We start from the raw sequence: 16477 nt of genomic DNA, 5'->3' as shown, positions 1-16477 counted from the left end.
TTACCTCCACGAAGTTGAGTGATGCAGACTCAATGTTGCCGATCCGAGACCGGTAATTCAAGTTGCCCCCGGAGCTGGTCCGGCAGACTTGAGTACACCTGGCTCAACATTGCACCACCGCCAGGTCATTCCCAACCCCGGCCCCCGGATTTCCGGGATCACCCCCGTCAGGCCCTGAGTCCACCCCTGCCGCTGAAAGCGCTTGCCGTGGGAGGGTGGTCAGGTGAAACTCCGCCCCCTGTCCACTGTCGACGAGCCCGCCGTGCTCGCCCTCAACGCCGCCGAGTCCCACCTGGACCCCCTCGGCCCGGACCGCCTGGACTGGCTCCGCCTGATCGCGGCCCACGCCGCCGTCGTCGACGTCGACGGCCAGGTGGCCGGCTTCGTGCTCACCTTCGCCCCCGGTTCGGCGTACGACGGGCTGGACTTCCAGTGGTTCGCCGACACCTACGCCGACCGCTACCTCTACTTGGACCGCCTGGTGATCGCCCCGGCGCACCGCCGCCAGGGCATCGCCACAACCGTCTACCGCGCCGTCGAACGCTCCGCCAAGCCCTTCGACCGCCTGGTCTGCCGCGTCCAGTCGGACCCGCCGGACATCCCGTCGCTGGCCCTGCACGCCGCCCGGGGCTTCGTCGAGGTCGGCAAGCTGCAGCGCCCGGACGGCACGACGAGCGCGATGCTGTCGAAGGAGCTGAGCTAGCAGGAGCGCGACGCTCGCCTGCGCGGCGAGATCGCCGACAGCCCCGGCTAGAGCGTTCGTACGTCAAGCAGCGCGCGGACCGGCAGCTCGTGCCGCAGCCGCGGGTCCAGCAGGCCGTCGACGATGCAGGCCGCGCCGATGAACTGGGCGCCGCAGTCCTCCACCAGAGCTCGGATGGTTCGCGCGGTGGCGCCGGTGTCCGCCCAATCGTCGACCATCAGGACCCGGTCGCCCGACTGCACCAGGTCGCGGCGGAAGCCGAAGACCAGGTTGCGGTCGCGATAGTCCGGCCCGGTCGTCCGGCGCACCCAGCGGTCGCTGTCGGTCGCCTGCGCGATCTCCTTGCGCGCCTCCACGAAGCCGACACCCAGCGCGGCCGCGGTCAGCGCGCCGAGCATGGCGCCGCGCGACACCGGCCCGACCACAACGGTCGGCGTCTCGTCGTACAGGCCGGCCAGAGCCGGGCCGAGGTCGCGGAGCAGCTCGGCGTCCCGCCACCAGCCGGTGAGGTCGGCCGACGCCCAGCGGTCCACACGGTCCTGCCGCCAGCGGTGGGCAGCACGCAGCCGCCCACGGACGCCGCCGTCGGCCTGCTGGTGGACCGCTGACCTGGACACGCCCCCAGCGTGACGGCCGAACCGCGCGGGCGCACCGGAATTACTGCAGCATGACGCCCGAGCACCGCAGACGCACCGCACCCACCGCAGCGCCACGCCGGAGCACCGCGGCACTGGATCTACTGCAGCGCGGACCGCGGCACCAGTACTCCAACTATCTCGCGAGTGAAGATGTCGTAGCTGATCACCAGCAGCTCGTCGCCCGGCAGCTCGACGACCGCGGGGTTGGCCTGGTCCACCGTGTTCTGGCCGGCGTCGATGACCACCCGCAACGGATCCTGGTCCCAGGGCCCGAGCGGATCGCGGATGATCGTCGCCACCGTCGGCCGCCCCGGATTGAACCGCTTGGACACATCGCCGTACGCCAGCAGCACGGCGCCGTCCGACAGCGTCAGCGTGTCCGCCGACGACGCGTGCAACCCGCACAGTTCCGGCTCCGACCACGTCAGCCCGTTGTCGTCGGAGCGCACCAGCTCAGCCTCTTCATCAGTCCGCAGCAAGGCGACCACCTGCCCACCCGGCAACAACGTCAGCACCGGCTCCAGGTACTCGCGCTCCGGCTTCCGCCCCAGCACGACCTCGTTCGAGGCCGGCCAGGTCTGTCCACCGTCGATCGACCGCACAACGCTCGCCGAATGCCGCGCGTCGCCCGGGAACACCCCGTAGACCGGAGCCAGCAGATCCCCGTTCGGCAGCTCGAGAATCTGCCCGTGCGCCACGATGTGCCCCGCCCGAAAGCTGTGCCACACCTCGCTGGTCTCGTGGTCCACCATCGTCGACCCGACTGTCACCGGCTCGCCCCACGTCCCACCGCCGTCCACGGATCGTGCGACCAGCACCGCCGGGCAGGTGTAAGGCCGCACCGACCAGTCGATCTGGAACCAGCTCAGCAGGATGTCCCCACCCGAGAGCTGCACCAGCATCGGATCCCGGTCGTCGTAGACCGTGTCCACGACCACCCGCGGCTCCGACCACGTCCGCCCGTCGTCCGCACTCTCCGCCGCGACGATCCGCCCCACGCTGCGCACATGCCCGAGCCCTTCCCGCCACACGACGAGCACGCGCCCGTCCGCCAGCCGGATGGCACTCGGGAAGTAGGGCAGCTGACCGGCAATGCTCCGGGCGATCACCACGCGACTCATGGCTCCACGGTTTCACATGCGGACGTCCACCACTCATCAACCGCCGCGGCGACCCCGCCTCCACGCTCAGACAACCCCGTGTCTCGACCGCGAACTCCGCTTGGTGAGTGCTGGGCGTCCGCACCTGTGGACAATCGCCGCCGCAGGCCGCGGCAATCCGTCAAGCTGCTGCAATGGCGGAGGTCGGTGAGGTGCTTGCTCGGCGTGGTGGCAGTGCGACCTTCGCCGAACTGCTGGCCGTCGTGTCCGCACGCGCGATTCGCGCGGCACTCATCGCCGGGACGATTCGCCGGGTCGCCAAAGGGGTGTACGCGCTTCCGGAGGCGCCGCCGGCATTGACCGCGGCACGAAGTCACGGTGGTGCGGTCTCACACCTCAGCGCTGCTCAGCACTGGAAGATGGGAGTCCTCTCGGCACCGTCGCTCCCCCACGTGACCCTTCGCCCCGGACGACTGCGGCGCCGGGCTGGACTTCCCTGCGTACTGCACTGGGCCCACGTACCAGTGATCGACGACGTGACAACGCCGGTCCGGACCGTGCTCGATTGCGTCCGGACGCTGCCGCTGGCCGAGGCGCTCGCCGTCGCTGATTCGGCTCTTCACCTGGGCTTGGTCGATCACGACGAACTGCTGGACGCCGCGGCCCGGCTGTCCGGGCCGCACCACCTGCGGATCCAGCGGGTTGTCGGCCTCGCGGACCGAAGGGCCGAGTCCGTGCTGGAGTCGGCCCTTCGAGCGATCCTCCTCGAGGCCGGCATCGAGGGGTTCGAACCGCAGGTCCAAGTACTGAGCTCCGGGTTCAGCGCCCGGCTCGACCTGGGACACCGGCATCGACGCATCGGACTCGAGGCGGAGGGATTCGAGCACCACGGCGGCCGGGTCGCGTTGGCCCGCGACTGCCGTCGACTTGTCAACCTCAGCCTGCGGGGCTGGCTCGTGCTGCGGTTCAGTTGGGAGGACGTGATGTACGACCCCGACTGGATCGTGGAGGCAGTGCGCGGGGCGCTCGAACTTCCACCACTCACCAACCGGCTTCCGACGGCCGCCTGAGCAGCGGTTCACGCTGCGCGGATCGGCGGCAGGTGCGCTTGGTGAGTGGTGGGCGTTCGCTCAGATGACCGGGCGGCCACCGATGAAGGTCTTGGTGACCAGCGGGACGCCCGGCCGGTACGCGAGATGCACGTACGACGGCGCATCCAGCACGGCCAGGTCGGCGCGAGCGCCGACGCCCAAATGGCCGACGTCGGTACGGCGCAGAGACGCGGCGCCGCCGGCGGTGGCGGACCAGAGGGCTTCGGCGGGACTCATCCGCATCTCGCGGACGGCGAGCGCGATGCAGAACGGCATGGACGACGAATAGCCCGAGCCGGGGTTGCAGTCCGTCGCCAGCGCGACGGTGACGCCGGCGTCCAGGAGGCGGCGGGCGTCGGGGTACGGCGAGCGGGTGGAGAACTCGATGGCCGGCAGCAACCCCGCGACGACTCCGGCGGAGGCCATCGCGTCCACGTCGGCGTCGGTCAGGAACGTGCAGTGGTCAGCCGCCGCGGCGCCGACCTCGCAAGCGACCTGTACGCCGGGCCCTTCGCCCAACTGGTTGGCGTGCACCCGTGCCGACAGACCAGCCGCCTGTCCGGCGCGCAAAATCGCCCGGGCCTGGTCCGCGTCGAAGGCACCGCGCTCGACGAAGACGTCGACCCACTTCGCATGCTTGGCCGCGGCGTCGAGCATCGGCCCCGTGACCAGGTCGACGTAACCGCCCGGATCGTCAGCGAACTCAGCCGGTACGACGTGCGCCCCCAAGTACGTCGTCTCGTCGGTGAAGTCGGCCGCGACCGCCAGCGAGCGCGCCTCGTCGGCCACCGTCAGCCCGTAGCCCGACTTGATCTCGACCGTCGTCGTTCCCTGCCGCCGCATCTCCGCGACCAGCCGGGCGACGTTCGCGGCGAGCTGCTGGTCGGCCGCTTCGCGGGTCGCGGCGACCGTCGTCCGGATGCCGCCGGCGCTGTACGGCTGCCCGGTCATCCGCGCCGCGAACTCCTCGGCCCGGTCACCGGCGAACACCAGGTGCGCGTGCGAGTCCACGAAGCCCGGTACGACGGCCCGGTCGCCCAGGTCCATCGAGGCGTCCGCCGCGGGAGCCGCCGTGCGGGGTCCCACCCAGGCAACCTTGTTGCCTTCGACCACCAACGCGGCGTCGTGCAACTCGCCGAGCAGCGGTCCGTGCTGCGGGTCGTTGGTCACCAGCGAGCTGATCCCGGTCAGCAGCAACGAGCTCATGTCACCTCCGCGATCGCGGCCGCCAGTTCGGCTGCCACGTCGAATGTCGAATGATTGCCCTGAGCAACACGATGAACGCCGTCGACGACCACGTCGGTGACGTCGGCCCCGGACGCCGCGAACACGGCCGTCTCCACCGACGCCCCGGTCCCCGCCGTCCGCACACTGTCGGTCCGTACGGCGACCAGATCCGCGCGCGCCCCGACCTCGATCTTCCCGGCATCGGCGAACCCCAGCGATCGATGCCCGTCGGCCGTCGCCGCGGCCAGCAACTCAGGCGCCGACCAGTGACCGCGCTCCTGCGACGCGAGCCGCTCGTCCAGCTCGACCGCCCGCATCTCCTCGAACAAGTCGACCACGGCGTGACTGTCCGACCCCAACGTCACCGTCGATCCAGCCGCACGCAGCGCGACCGACGGACCGATCCCGTCGGCCAGGTCGCGCTCGGTCGTCGGGCAGAAGCACGAGTACGTCGCGGAGCTGCCGAGCAGTCCGACGTCGACCGGCGTCAGGTGCGTCGCGTGCACGGCACTCGTCCGCGCGCTCAGGAAGCCGGCTTCGTCGAGCACCTGCGTCGGCGTCCGCCCGTACGCCGCCACGCAGGCCTGGTTCTCCGCGACCTGTTCCGACAGGTGCACATGCAAAGGTGCCTCAGGCAACAAGCCGGCCACCGCGCCGAGCTGATCGGCCGGGACACCTCGCACCGAGTGCGCGGCCGCCCCGATCACCACACCGTCCGACCCGCGCAGCCGTCCGACGCGCGAGGCCCAGCCGGCCGCGTCGCCGTCGCTGAACCGCTGCTGCACCTCGTTCAGCGGCTGGTCGATGCCGCCGGCCACGTAGCAGGTGTCGAGCAGCGCGATCCGCAGGCCGGCGTCGCGGGCGGCCGCGATCAGGGCCTCGCCCATCGCGTTCGGGTCGTCGTACCGGCGGCCGCCGGGGGCGTGGTGCAGGTAGTGGAACTCGCCGACCACGGTGATGCCGGTGAGCAGCATTTCGCCGTACACGGCGCGGGCGAGCCGGTAGTAGCTGTCCGGCGTGAGCACGGACGCGACGGCATACATCTGCTCGCGCCAGGTCCAGAAGGTCCCGCGCTCGGTCTGGGTACGACCGCGCAGCGCCCGGTGGAACGCGTGGCTGTGGCAGTTTGCCAGGCCGGGGAGGACAAGGCCGTCGAGCCTGACCGCGCCGGGCGGCTGGGCGGCACCGGACGAGACCGCAGTGATCCGCCCGTCCTCCACCGTGACCAGCACGCCGTCGGCGACCCCGGACGGCAGGACCGCCCGGGCGCACCAGTACGCCGTCACCGGGCGAGGTCTTTCAGCACCGCCGCCAGCGCGTCGACGCCGGCCAGACAGTCGTCCATCTCCGCGTGCTCGGCCGGGGAGTGCGAGATCCCGGTCGGGTTGCGAACGAACAGCATCGCGGTCGGGATCCCGGCGTCGGAGAACACTCCGGCGTCGTGCCCGGCACCGGTCGGCAGCACCGGCGCACCATCCAGTACGGCGGCCAGCCGGTCGCGCAGTCCCGCCGGGAAGTCGACCACCGGGGAGACCGACTCGGCGACGACCTCGACGGTCGTTCCGTCCCGCTCGGCCCGCTCCGTCGCCTGCCGGGTGATTGCCGCCAGCAACTGTTCCAGGACTTCGGTCGAGGCCGCGCGGGCGTCGAGCCAGGCGGTCACCTGCGACGGTACGGCGTTGGTCCCGTTCGGCTCGACGGACAGCCGGCCGAAGGTCGCGCGAGCGCCGGCCAGCCGGGCCTGCTTGTTGGCCCCCAGCGCGGTCATCGCGTAGGTGAGCATCGGGTCGTGCCGGTCTTCCATCAGCGTCGTGCCGGCGTGGTTGGCCTCGCCGCCGAACGTGAACCGGAACCGCCCGTGCGGCCAGATCGAGCTCGCCACACCCACCGGCGCCGTCAAGGCCCGGCCCTGCTCGACGTGCAGCTCGACGAAGGTCCCCATCCGCTCCAGCAGCGGCGAGGGTCCTACGCCGGCCGGGTCGATCCCGGCGCCTTCCAGAGCGTCAGCCAGCAGAACCCCGTTCCGGTCCTGCAGCTTCAACGCCTTCTCCGGCGCCAGCACCCCGGCAGCAACCCGGGATCCCAGACAAGGCATCCCGAACCGGCTGCCTTCCTCTTCCACGAAGGCGCCCACACCCACCGGCACCGAAGGCTGGAAACCCTCGGCCCGCAACTGGTCGACCGCGGCCAGCGCCGACACCACACCCAACGGTCCGTCGAAAGCGCCGCCGTCCAGCACCGAGTCCAGATGGCTGCCCGTCACGACCCCCTTCTCGGACGACGAGGAAGGGTTCCACCAGGCGACGAGGTTGCCGATACCGTCGGACTCCAGAGTCAGGTCCCGCGCCGCGCACTGGTCGACGAACCAGCGCGTGGCTTCTCGTTCGGTGGCGGTCCAGCCGCCGCGGCGGTAACCCCCGGTGGAGGGGTCACGGCCGACGGCGGACAGGGCCGTCCACATCTGTTCGAAGGAGTCGGTCAAGACAGCGGGTTCTTCGACAGCCAGTCCTTCGCGACGGCGGCGGCGGACTCGCTGCCACCCTCGGCGCGCTTGACCAGGTCGGTCAGGCCGTCGGTGGTGAGCTTGGCCTGGACCGCGTTCAGCGTCGTCTCGACGTCAGGGCTCTTGTGGTCGGTCCGGATCAGCGGAACGATGTTGTTCGGCAGGTGGATGTGCTCGGGGTCCTCCAGCACGACCAGGTTGTTGTCCTTGATCGCCGACTGGGTGGTGAAGAACTGCGTCACCTGGATGGTGCCGTCCTTCAGCGCCTTCAGGCTCAGCGGTCCACCGGCGTCCAGCGTCTTGAACTCCTTGAACTCGACGCCGTACTTCTCCTTCATGCCGGCCAGGCCCGCGGTCCGCGTCTTGAACTCCGGGCCACCGCCCGCGACCATGTCCTTGCTGACCGCCTTCAGGTCGCCGATCGACTTCAGCGAGTACTTCTGCGCGGTCTCCTGGGTCACCACGATCGCGTCCTCGTCGGCCGCCTCGGACTTGTTCAGCACCTCGAGCCCGGCCGGCAGGACGCCCGGAATCGCCTTGTAGACGGCCTCGGCCTCGTTCTCGGTGGCGTCCTTCTTGAAGTAGACCAGGGTCGCGCCGGTGTACTCCGGCAGCAGGTCGACCGACTTGTCCTGGATCGCGGCCATGTAGAGCTCCCGGGCGCCGATGTTCAGCTTCCGGTTGACCTTGATGCCCTTGGCCTCCAGCGCCTGGGCGTAGATCTCGGCCAGCACCTGGCTCTCGGCGAAGTTGGCCGAGCCGACGGTGAGCGAGTCGACCTTGTCGGGCGCCGAGCCGCCGCCGGCGTCGTTGTCGCCGCCGCCGCTCAGCGGGTCCTCACCACCGCCGCAGGCTGCGAGCGCGAACACGGCCGTCGCGGCGATGGCGCTGCGGATGAAGGTTCTTCTGAACACGGGATCCTCCAGAGGTCCGTTTACTGCACCCCGGCCGGTGCCGGAGCAGTGGAAGTCTTGGTGTCGGTGTTGCGCCGCAGCCGGCCGGTCAGCCCGGCCGAGACGGCGTACCGCGCGGCGAGGGCGAAGACCAGGTCGAGCAGGATCGCCAGTACGGCGACCAGGACGGCGCCGGTCAGCATCTGCGGGAAGTCCCGCAGACTCAGCCCGTCGATCACGTACCGTCCCAGCCCGCCGAGGGCGACGTACGCCGCCACGGTCGCGGTCGAGACGATCTGCAGGGTGGCGCTGCGCAGGCCGGAGATGATCAGCGGCAACGCGATCGGGATCTCCACCTTGGTGAGGATCTCCCGGCCGGTCATGCCCATCCCGCGGGCGGCGTCGATCGTGGCCCGGTCGACGCCGGACACCCCGGCGTACGTCGAGGCCATGATCGGCGGGATGCCCAGCACGACGAGCGCGATGATCACCGGCACCCGGCCGATGCCGATCAGCAGCACGATCAGCGTCAGCAGACCCAGCGTCGGCAGCGCGCGGGCCGCGTTACCGGTGTTGATCGCCAGGAACGCGCCGCGCCGGGTGTGCCCGATCAGCAGGCCGATCGGCAGTGCGATCAGCGCGGCGATCGCCAGCGACAGGAACGTGTACGCCAGGTGCTGCAGGATCCGGTTGCCGATGCCTTCGGCGCCGGACCAGTTCGCCGGGTCGCTGATGAAGTCGAGGAATCCCTGCACCATGTCAGGCCTCCTTCGGGGTGTTGACCCGGGCCCACGGCGTGAGCACGCGTTGCAGACCGACCAGCGCGACGTCGGCCAGCAGGGCCAGCGCGAGCGACAGGACGACGCCGACCACGATCGGGGTCAGGAAGTCCTGCTGGAAGCCGAGCGTGAACAGCTCGCCCAGGCCGCCGATCCCGATGATCGCGCCGACGCTGACCATCGAGATGTTCGCGACCGTGACGACCCGCAGCCCGGCGAAGATCACCGGGACCGCGATCGGCAGGTCGATGGTCATCACCCTGCGCAGCGTTCCATAGCCCACCGACACCGCGGCCTGCAGCACCTCTTCGGGCACCGAGCGCAACCCGTCGATCACGTTGCGGATCAGCAGCGAGACCGCGTAGATGGTCAGCGCGATGATGATGTTCGCCGCCGACAGCACCTTCGTGCCGATCAGCGCCGGCAGCACGATGAACAGGGCGATCGACGGCAGCGAGTAGAGCACGCCGCCGAGCGCGACGAGCGGGTTGGCCAGCCAGCTGTACCGCGTCGCCACGTACCCGAGCGGGACCGAGATCAGCAGTCCGAGCACCATCGGGATCAGCGCGAGATAGAGGTGCTCGCGTAACTGCTCCCAGATCAGCAGGCTGTTGTCGTCGACCCACCTCATGGGCGCAGCACCCCGGTCAGGCCGGTGTAGTCGATCACGCCGACCGGCTTGCCTGCCTCGTCGACGCAGACGCCCTGCCCGATCGGCGATGTGAGCACGGAGTCCATCGCGGCCCGCAGCGAGTCGCCGCGCTGGAACACCGCGCCGACCGGCAAGGTGTCGCCGTCCTTGCGCCAGCCGGCCGGCTTTCCGTCCGCACCGATCGCGAGGTCCGCCGGGACCGGGCCGAGCGGCAGGTTCTCCGCCGTGACGAAGGTCAGCGCGCGATAACCACGATCCTGACCGATGAAGCCCTCGACGAACTCGTCGGCCGGCTTGGCCAGCAGCTCCGCCGGGGGCGCGAACTGGGCGAGCTTGCCGCCGACCCGCAGGACCGCGACGTTGTCGCCGAGCTTGATCGCTTCGTCGATGTCGTGGGTGACGAACACGATCGTCTTGCCGATGTCGCGCTGCAGGCGCAGCAGCTCCTCCTGCAACTGGTGGCGCACGACCGGGTCGACCGCGCTGAACGGCTCGTCCATCAGCATGATCTTCGGGTCGGCCGCGAGCGCGCGAGCGACGCCGACGCGCTGCTGCTGACCACCGGACAGCTGGGCCGGGTACCGCTCGGCCAGCTTGGGGTCGAGCCCGACCCGCTCCAGCAGCTCCATCGCGGTCGCCCGGGTCTTGCGCTTGTCCCAGCCGAGCAGCTTCGGCACCGTCGCGACGTTGTCGACGACGGTCTTGTGCGGGAACAGTCCGGCGTGCTGGATCACGTAGCCGATCCCGCGCCGCAGCGTGACCGGGTCGCCGGCGTTGATGTCCTCGCCGTCGATCGAGATCCGGCCGCTGGTCCGCTCGATCGTGCGGTTGATCATCCGCAGCGAGGTCGTCTTGCCGCAGCCCGAGGGGCCGACGAACACGGTGATCTCGTTGCTCGGGATCCGCAGGCTCAGGGTGTCGACGGCCACCGTGCCGTCCGGGTACTGCTTGGTGACGGATTCGAACTCGATCATGGCGCCCCTTCGCGCTGGTCGGCGATCGCGGACTCGATCCTAGGGGACCGACGGCCCCCAGCCACGCGATCAGCAGCTTTCTCAGTCCTCGGGAAAGTGCACCTTAGCGCTGGGGATTGCCGCGGTCGCACTGTGTCGTTCGTCAACCCGCCGCCGGAGGGGCGTCAGGACTCCTGCATCGGAATCCGGACACCCTGCTCGGCCGCGACCTCCGCCGCTGTCTCGTACCCGGCGTCGACGTGCCGAATCACGCCCATCGCCGGGTCGTTGCTCAGCACCCGCTCGAGCTTCTGCCGCGCCAGCTCGGTGCCGTCGGCAACCGACACCTGACCGGCGTGGATCGACCGGCCCATCCCGACCCCGCCGCCGTGGTGGATCGACACCCAGGAGGCGCCGCTGGCGGTGTTCACCAGCGCGTTGAGCAGCGGCCAGTCCGCGATCGCGTCCGAGCCGTCCAGCATGCCCTCGGTCTCCCGGTACGGCGAAGCGACGCTGCCGGTGTCCAGGTGGTCCCGCCCGATCACGATCGGCGCCTCGAGCTCACCGGAGGCGACCATCTCGTTGAACCGCAGGCCGGCCTTGTCCCGCTCGCCCTGCCCGAGCCAGCAGATCCGGGCCGGCAGCCCCTGGAACGCGACCCGCTCACCGGCCATCTTGATCCACCGGGTCAGGTGCTCGTTGTCCGGGAAGAGTTCGAGAATCGCCCGGTCGGTCTTCGCGATGTCCGCCGGGTTGCCCGACAGCGCCGCCCACCGGAACGGGCCCTTGCCCTCGCAGAACAGCGGCCGGATGTACGCCGGCACGAAGCCCGGGAAGTCGAAGGCCCGGTTGTAGCCGGCCTTGCGTGCCTCGTCGCGGATCGAGTTGCCGTAGTCGAACACCTCGGCGCCCGCGTCTTGGAAGCCGACCATCGCCGCGACGTGCCGGGCCATCGATGCCTGCGCGCGCTCGGTGAACCCTGCCGGGTCCTTCTGCCGCGCGGCGCCCCAGTCCTCGAAGTCCACACCCACCGGCAGGTACATCAGCGGGTCGTGCGCCGAGGTCTGGTCGGTGACGATGTCGATCGGCGCGCCGCGTTCCAGCAGTGCCGGCACGATCACCGCGGCGTTGCCGAGGACACCGATCGACAGCGGCCGGCGGGCCTTCTTCGCCTCTTCGGCCAGCCGCAGCGCGTCGTCGACGGAGTCGGCCCGGACGTCGAGGTAGCGGTGCTCGATCCGGCGCTGGATGCGCGACTCGTCGACGTCGACGCAGATCGCGACGCCGTCGTTCATCGTCACCGCGAGCGGCTGCGCGCCGCCCATCCCGCCGAGTCCGGCGGTCAGCGTGATCGTCCCGGCCAGCGTGCCGCCGAACTTCTTCTCCGCGACCGCGGCGAACGTCTCGTAGGTGCCCTGCAGGATGCCCTGGGTCCCGATGTAGATCCACGAACCGGCCGTCATCTGGCCGTACATGGTCAGCCCGAGCGCCTCCAGCTTGCGGAACTCCTCCCAGTTGGCCCAGTCGCCGACCAGGTTGGAGTTCGCGATCAGCACCCGCGGCGCCCACTCGTGCGTGCGCATCACGCCGACCGGGCGGCCGGACTGGACCAGCATCGTCTCGTCGTCCTTCAGCGTGGTCAGCGTGCGGACCATCGCGTCGAAGGAGTTCCAGTCCCGCGCGGCCTTGCCGGAACCGCCGTACACGACCAGCTCGTCGGGGTGCTCGGCGACCTCGGGGTCGAGGTTGTTCTGCAGCATCCGCAGCGCGGCTTCCTGCGGCCAGCCCTGGGCGGTCAGAGTGGTGCCGCGGGATGCGCGTACGGGACGGGGTCCGGACATGGGTGATCCAGCCTTTCAGGCGAGCGGGCCGGTGACGGCCTCGGTGGCGGACAGGTAGGTGCCGTCGGCAACAAGCCGGACGGAGTGCTCGATCTCAGGGGCCAGGTGGCGGTCGGTGCCCGGGCCCTCGACGTGCTCACGCAGCGCACGCCGTACGGCGCCGGTGGCGGGCGCGGGCTCGAGCGGCGCGCGCAGGTCCAGGGCGCGGGCGGCGGTCAGGATCTCGACGGCCAGGACGCGTTCCAGGCCGTCGATCGCGCGGCGCAGCTTGCGGGCGGCGGACCAGCCCATCGACACGTGGTCCTCCTGCATCGCGCTGCTCGGGATCGAGTCGACGCTGGCCGGGACGGCGAGCCGCTTCAGCTCGGACACGATCGCGGCCTGGGTGTACTGCGCGATCATGTGGCCGCTGTCGACGCCCGGGTCGTCGGCGAGGAACGCGTTCAGCCCGTGGTTGCGGGCGACGTCGAGGAAGCGGTCGGTCCGTCGTTCGCTGATGCTCGCCACGTCGGCGACGGCGATCGCCAGGAAGTCCAGCACGTAGCCGACCGGGGCGCCGTGGAAGTTGCCGTTCGACTCGACCCGGCCGTCGGGCAGCACGACCGGGTTGTCGATCGCGGCGGCGAGTTCGCGGCCGGCGACGGTCGCCGCGTGGGCGACGGTGTCCCGCGCGGCGCCGTGCACCTGCGGGGAGCAACGCAACGAGTACGCGTCCTGGACCCGGTTGCAGTCCGGACCACGATGGCTGGCGACGATCGCACTGTCGGCCAGTACGGCGCGCAGGTTCGCGGCAGCGGCGGCCTGTCCTGGGTGCGGGCGCAGCGCCTGCAGGTCGGCGGCGAACACCCGGTCGGTGCCCAGCTGGCCCTCGACGCTCATCGCGGCCGCGATGTCGGCGGTCTTCAGCAGCCGGTCGAGGTCGGCGAGCGCGAGGACGAGCATGCCCAGCATGCCGTCGGTCCCGTTGATCAGCGCGAGGCCTTCCTTCTCGGCCAGCACGACGGGCTGCAGGCCGTGGGCCGCGAGCGCCTCGCCGGCGTCGAGCAGGTTGCCGTCGCGGTCGCGGACTTTGCCCTCACCCATCACCGCGAGCGCGACATGGGACAGCGGCGCGAGATCGCCGGAGCACCCCAGGCTGCCGTACTCGTGCACGACCGGCGTCAGCCCGGCGTTCAGCAGTCCGGCGTACGCCTGGGCTGTCTCGACCTTCACGCCGGTCCGCCCGGTGGCGAGCGTCGACAGTCGCAGCAGGGCCAGCGCGCGCACGACCTCGGCCTCCACCTCGGGGCCCGAACCCGCCGCGTGCGACCGGACCAGGCTGCGCTGCAACTGCGCCCGCAGTTCGGGCGCGATGTGCCGCGTCGCCAGGGCACCGAACCCGGTCGACACCCCGTAGTGCGGAGTGTCCGCGTGCGCCAGCGCCTCGATCGCCGCCCGCGACTTCGCGATCTCCTCCAGCGCGTGGTCGTCGATTCGCACCGCCGCGCCGTACCGGGCCACCGCGACCACGTCATCGGCGGCCATCGGGCCCGTGCCCACCACTACTTCGGCTGTCTCCACCCGCCCATTGCACCGCGCCCGTCTCCGGACCGACAGCACCGCCACCCTACGATTCGTCTCGGATTCGAGACACTTCGCGCGACCCCGCCGCGGTTTAGGGTGCGGGCATGGTCGAAGTACGCCCGGCGTCCCCGGGAGACGGGGTGGGGATCGCGGCGGTGTACGCGGCCTCGCTGCCCCAGCTGGTGAAAACGGCACGAGGGATCGAGGCCGAACTGCGGGCCAGTACGGCGCGGGTGGTGCTGGTCGCCGTCGACGCAGGAGCGGTCGTCGGCTTCGGCAACGTCTTCCGCCCCGACCCGGCCGCCGTCGCGCCGCGGGTGCGAATCGCCGTGCATGTGCTCCCGGAGCATCGGGGACACGGCGCCGGCCGGGCGCTCGCCGACGAGGTCGAGCGGCTCGGGACCGAGGCCGGCGCGGCGTCGTTCCTGACCGTCGTCAACGACGAGGACGCCTCGAAGGCGTTCGCCGAGCGGCGCGGCTTCGTCATCGGCCGGCGGTTGAGCCAGTCGCTGGCCAAGCTCGCGGACAGCCCTGACCCGGTCGATCCACCGGCCGGATTACGCGTGACGACGTTCGACGAACTGGACCCGCGCCAGGTGTGGGCCGCGACGGCCGCGGTCGTGGGAGGAGATCCGAGCGGGCTGTCGAACGTCCCGCCGTACGAGGCCTGGGTGGCGGCGGAGTGGAACCACCCGGACCTGCGCCGGGATCTCAGCGTCGCGCTGCTCGACAGCGACCAGGTGGCCTCGTTTGTCTCCACGGCGGCCGATCCGGACCGGCGGGTGATCTGGTCCAACCTGACCGGCACCGTGCCGGCGTACCGGGGGCGTGGGCTGGCGAAGGTGGTGAAGTCGCACGCGTTGCGGCGGGCTCACCTGGCCGGGCTGGAGACGGCGTCGACCGGCAACGACGCGGCCAACGCGCCGATGCTCGCGGTCAACCACTGGCTCGGCTACCGGCCGGCCGGATCGTCGTGGACGGCGGAGAAGACGCTGTGAACAAGAAGCTCGTGAGGTCGCTGTCGTTCTTCGCCGTACTGTCGGCCGCGGTCGGGTTCCTGCTGTCCGGCGCGGACCGGACGTTCGACTGGCGGCTGGCCGGCGGGCTGTTCGCGATCGCCCTGGCCGGTGAGCTGGTCCGGGCCCGGCTGCGGCGCGGCCGCGCCCGGAGCGGTCAATCGTCCGAAGTCTGAGACAGGGCCGCTACGCTCGCAGTTGTGAGCGGCAACGTTCCCGCCTCGACCCGGACCCTGCGGGTCCTGACCTTCCTGGCCACCCAGCCCGGCCCCGTACCGATGGAGCGCATCGCCTCCGCGGTCGGCCTGCCACGCTCGTCGACGTACCACTTGCTGCGGGCAATGATCGACGAGGGCTTCGTCGTGCACCTGCCGGAGGACAAGCGCTACGGGCTGGGCGTCGCGGCGTTCGAGATCGGTTCGGCCTATCTGCGGCACGATCCGCTGGAGCGCCTGGCGCGTCCGTTGCTGGCCCAGCTCGTCGCCGAGGTCGGTCACACCGCGCATCTCGGCGTATTGCACGGGCGTGAGCTGGTCTACCTGCTGAAGGAACAGCCCCCTCGCCCGGTCACCTTGGTCACCGACGTCGGCGTCCGCCTCCCCGCGACACTCACCGCTTCCGGCCGGGCTCTGCTCGCAGCTCTACCGCCCGCGCAGGTCCGCGCCCTCTTCCCGACACCCGAGACCTTCGTCCGCCGCACCGACCACGGCCCACAGACTTTGAGCCAGCTCCGCCGCCTGCTCGCCGACGAACGCCAGCAGGGCTATGCGATCGAGGAGTCCCACGTCACCGCCGGCGTCACCTCGGTCGCCAGCGCCGCCGTCGACCACGCCGGCCACCCCGCCGCCGCGATCAGCATCTCCTTCCGCAGCGACGCGGTCACGCCGGGCGAACGCTCCCTCCTGGCCCGCCGAGTCCGCCAGGCCGCCGACGCCCTCACCCGCCGCCTCCGCGGCTGAATGACGATTGGCGTAGGCCCGGCTGGATCCACCTGGTTCCAGCCGGGCCTACGCAGGGATCACCACGACGATTTGGTGATTCCCGGGAGCTCCCCACGGTGGGCCATCGTGCGGAAGCGGACTCGGGAGATGCCGGCCTTGCGCAGGTACCCGCGGGGCCGGCCGTCGGCCGCGTCGCGGTTGCGGACCCGGATCGGGCTCGCGTCGCGTGGCAGCTTCTGCAGCTTCAGCTGCGCCTCGCCGCGCGCCGCGAAGTCGGTCGACGGATCGGCGATGATCCGCTTCAGCTCCGCCCGGCGCTCGGCGTACAGCGCGACGATGCGTTTGCGCTGCTCGTTCTTGGCGATCTTGCTGGTCTTGGCCACCGGCTCCTACCGCTCTTCGCGGAAGTCGACGTGCTGGCGCAGGACCGGGTCGTACTTGCGGATCGTCAGCCGGTCGGGGTCGTTGCGGCGGTTCTTGCGGGTCACGTAGGTGAACCCGGTTCCGGCCGTGCTCCGCAGCTTGACGATCGGACGGATGTCGTTGTGCTTGGCCATCGACCAACCTTTCTGGGCGC

At 70.8% G+C, this 16477-nt stretch carries 18 protein-coding genes; 5 read left to right on the top strand and 13 right to left on the bottom strand.

The features are described from left to right. Positions 1–223 precede the first annotated feature (223 nt). Entirely contained in the window at positions 224–703 is a 480-nt protein-coding gene (locus tag BWI15_RS34195) for a GNAT family N-acetyltransferase (protein WP_077018625.1), read from the top strand. A gap of 47 nt (positions 704–750) precedes the next feature. On the opposite strand, the gene BWI15_RS34190 is transcribed toward BWI15_RS34195, so the two are convergent. Beyond that, positions 751–1320, bottom strand: coding sequence for a phosphoribosyltransferase family protein (locus tag BWI15_RS34190; protein ID WP_077018624.1), 570 nt, complete (start codon positions 1318–1320; stop codon positions 751–753). A 119-nt stretch (positions 1321–1439) separates the two neighbouring features. Then, the gene (locus tag BWI15_RS34185) at positions 1440–2462 is read right to left on the bottom strand and encodes a sialidase family protein (protein ID WP_083751163.1); all 1023 of its coding nucleotides are present in this window, start codon (positions 2460–2462) and stop codon (positions 1440–1442) included. 173 nt (positions 2463–2635) lie between these two features. Here BWI15_RS34185 and BWI15_RS34180 point away from each other — a divergent pair, with 173 nt between their 5' ends. Next, entirely contained in the window at positions 2636–3511 is an 876-nt protein-coding gene (locus tag BWI15_RS34180) for a DUF559 domain-containing protein (protein ID WP_077018622.1), read from the top strand. A gap of 60 nt (positions 3512–3571) precedes the next feature. Here the strand turns inward: BWI15_RS34180 and hutI are convergent, their stop codons facing one another. The 9 genes from hutI to hutH all read right to left on the bottom strand — a co-directional run bounded on the left by hutI (position 3572) and on the right by hutH (position 13940). Next, a complete protein-coding gene (gene hutI, locus BWI15_RS34175) occupies positions 3572–4738 on the bottom strand; it encodes an imidazolonepropionase (protein ID WP_077018621.1) in 1167 nt (388 codons plus the stop codon). Continuing rightward, on the bottom strand, positions 4735–6045 hold the full coding sequence (locus BWI15_RS34170; RefSeq protein ID WP_077018620.1) for a formimidoylglutamate deiminase: 1311 nt from the start codon (positions 6043–6045) through the stop codon (positions 4735–4737). Before BWI15_RS34170 ends, hutI begins: the two co-directional genes overlap by 4 nt. Continuing rightward, a complete protein-coding gene (locus BWI15_RS34165; RefSeq protein ID WP_077018619.1) occupies positions 6042–7241 on the bottom strand; it encodes an allantoate amidohydrolase in 1200 nt (399 codons plus the stop codon). The genes BWI15_RS34170 and BWI15_RS34165 overlap by 4 nt, the downstream gene beginning before the upstream one ends. After that, a complete protein-coding gene (locus BWI15_RS34160) occupies positions 7238–8176 on the bottom strand; it encodes an ABC transporter substrate-binding protein (protein WP_077018618.1) in 939 nt (312 codons plus the stop codon). Before BWI15_RS34160 ends, BWI15_RS34165 begins: the two co-directional genes overlap by 4 nt. Positions 8177–8196: 20 nt before the next feature. After that, positions 8197–8913, bottom strand: coding sequence for an ABC transporter permease (locus tag BWI15_RS34155; RefSeq protein ID WP_077018617.1), 717 nt, complete (start codon positions 8911–8913; stop codon positions 8197–8199). A 1-nt stretch (position 8914) separates the two neighbouring features. Beyond that, the gene (locus tag BWI15_RS34150; RefSeq protein WP_077018616.1) at positions 8915–9565 is read right to left on the bottom strand and encodes an ABC transporter permease; all 651 of its coding nucleotides are present in this window, start codon (positions 9563–9565) and stop codon (positions 8915–8917) included. After that, positions 9562–10560 (bottom strand): ABC transporter ATP-binding protein, encoded by a 999-nt coding sequence (locus BWI15_RS34145; protein ID WP_077018615.1) that lies wholly within the window; start codon positions 10558–10560, stop codon positions 9562–9564. The genes BWI15_RS34150 and BWI15_RS34145 overlap by 4 nt, the downstream gene beginning before the upstream one ends. A gap of 164 nt (positions 10561–10724) precedes the next feature. Beyond that, complete coding sequence (gene hutU / locus BWI15_RS34140; RefSeq protein WP_077018614.1) at positions 10725–12380, bottom strand: urocanate hydratase; 1656 nt, start codon at positions 12378–12380, stop codon at positions 10725–10727. A gap of 15 nt (positions 12381–12395) precedes the next feature. After that, positions 12396–13940: a histidine ammonia-lyase gene (gene hutH, locus BWI15_RS34135; RefSeq protein WP_077018613.1), complete on the bottom strand. Its 1545-nt coding sequence runs from the start codon at positions 13938–13940 to the stop codon at positions 12396–12398. Positions 13941–14047: 107 nt separating this feature from the next. On the opposite strand from hutH, the gene BWI15_RS34130 reads away from it, so the two are divergent. The 3 genes from BWI15_RS34130 to BWI15_RS34120 are packed head-to-tail and all read left to right on the top strand — an operon-like array spanning position 14048 to position 15918. Beyond that, positions 14048–14941: a GNAT family N-acetyltransferase gene (locus BWI15_RS34130; protein ID WP_077018612.1), complete on the top strand. Its 894-nt coding sequence runs from the start codon at positions 14048–14050 to the stop codon at positions 14939–14941. Continuing rightward, on the top strand, positions 14938–15135 hold the full coding sequence (locus BWI15_RS34125) for a hypothetical protein (RefSeq protein ID WP_077018611.1): 198 nt from the start codon (positions 14938–14940) through the stop codon (positions 15133–15135). Before BWI15_RS34130 ends, BWI15_RS34125 begins: the two co-directional genes overlap by 4 nt. Before the next feature lie 24 nt (positions 15136–15159). Further along, positions 15160–15918, top strand: a complete 759-nt coding sequence (locus BWI15_RS34120) for an IclR family transcriptional regulator (RefSeq protein ID WP_077018610.1) — start codon at positions 15160–15162, stop codon at positions 15916–15918. Positions 15919–15977: 59 nt separating this feature from the next. Here BWI15_RS34120 and rpsN read toward each other — a convergent pair whose 3' ends face one another. Together rpsN and rpmG are read right to left on the bottom strand one after the other, a co-directional pair. Further along, positions 15978–16283, bottom strand: coding sequence for a 30S ribosomal protein S14 (gene rpsN / locus BWI15_RS34115; RefSeq protein ID WP_077018609.1), 306 nt, complete (start codon positions 16281–16283; stop codon positions 15978–15980). 6 nt (positions 16284–16289) lie between these two features. Beyond that, positions 16290–16457 (bottom strand): 50S ribosomal protein L33, encoded by a 168-nt coding sequence (gene rpmG, locus BWI15_RS34110; RefSeq protein ID WP_077018608.1) that lies wholly within the window; start codon positions 16455–16457, stop codon positions 16290–16292. Positions 16458–16477 lie beyond the last annotated feature (20 nt).

The sequence above is a fragment of the Kribbella sp. ALI-6-A genome (assembly GCF_001984195.1).
Taxonomy (GTDB): domain Bacteria; phylum Actinomycetota; class Actinomycetes; order Propionibacteriales; family Kribbellaceae; genus Kribbella.
Note: the sequence above shows the minus strand (reverse complement) of the source record. Positions and strands in the feature narration are given on the sequence as shown.

Excerpts from the sequence above, each read along its gene's own strand:
- BWI15_RS34185 (WP_083751163.1), bottom strand. The coding sequence starts at position 2,462 with ATGAGTCGCGTGGTGATCGCCCGGAGCATTGCCGGTCAGCTGCCCTAC.
- BWI15_RS34180 (WP_077018622.1), top strand. The coding sequence starts at position 2,636 with ATGGCGGAGGTCGGTGAGGTGCTTGCTCGGCGTGGTGGCAGTGCGACC.
- hutI (WP_077018621.1), bottom strand. The coding sequence starts at position 4,738 with ATGAGCTCGTTGCTGCTGACCGGGATCAGCTCGCTGGTGACCAACGAC.
- BWI15_RS34155 (WP_077018617.1), bottom strand. The coding sequence starts at position 8,913 with ATGGTGCAGGGATTCCTCGACTTCATCAGCGACCCGGCGAACTGGTCC.
- BWI15_RS34150 (WP_077018616.1), bottom strand. The coding sequence starts at position 9,565 with ATGAGGTGGGTCGACGACAACAGCCTGCTGATCTGGGAGCAGTTACGC.
- BWI15_RS34145 (WP_077018615.1), bottom strand. The coding sequence starts at position 10,560 with ATGATCGAGTTCGAATCCGTCACCAAGCAGTACCCGGACGGCACGGTG.
- hutU (WP_077018614.1), bottom strand. The coding sequence starts at position 12,380 with ATGTCCGGACCCCGTCCCGTACGCGCATCCCGCGGCACCACTCTGACC.
- BWI15_RS34130 (WP_077018612.1), top strand. The coding sequence starts at position 14,048 with ATGGTCGAAGTACGCCCGGCGTCCCCGGGAGACGGGGTGGGGATCGCG.
- rpmG (WP_077018608.1), bottom strand. The coding sequence starts at position 16,457 with ATGGCCAAGCACAACGACATCCGTCCGATCGTCAAGCTGCGGAGCACG.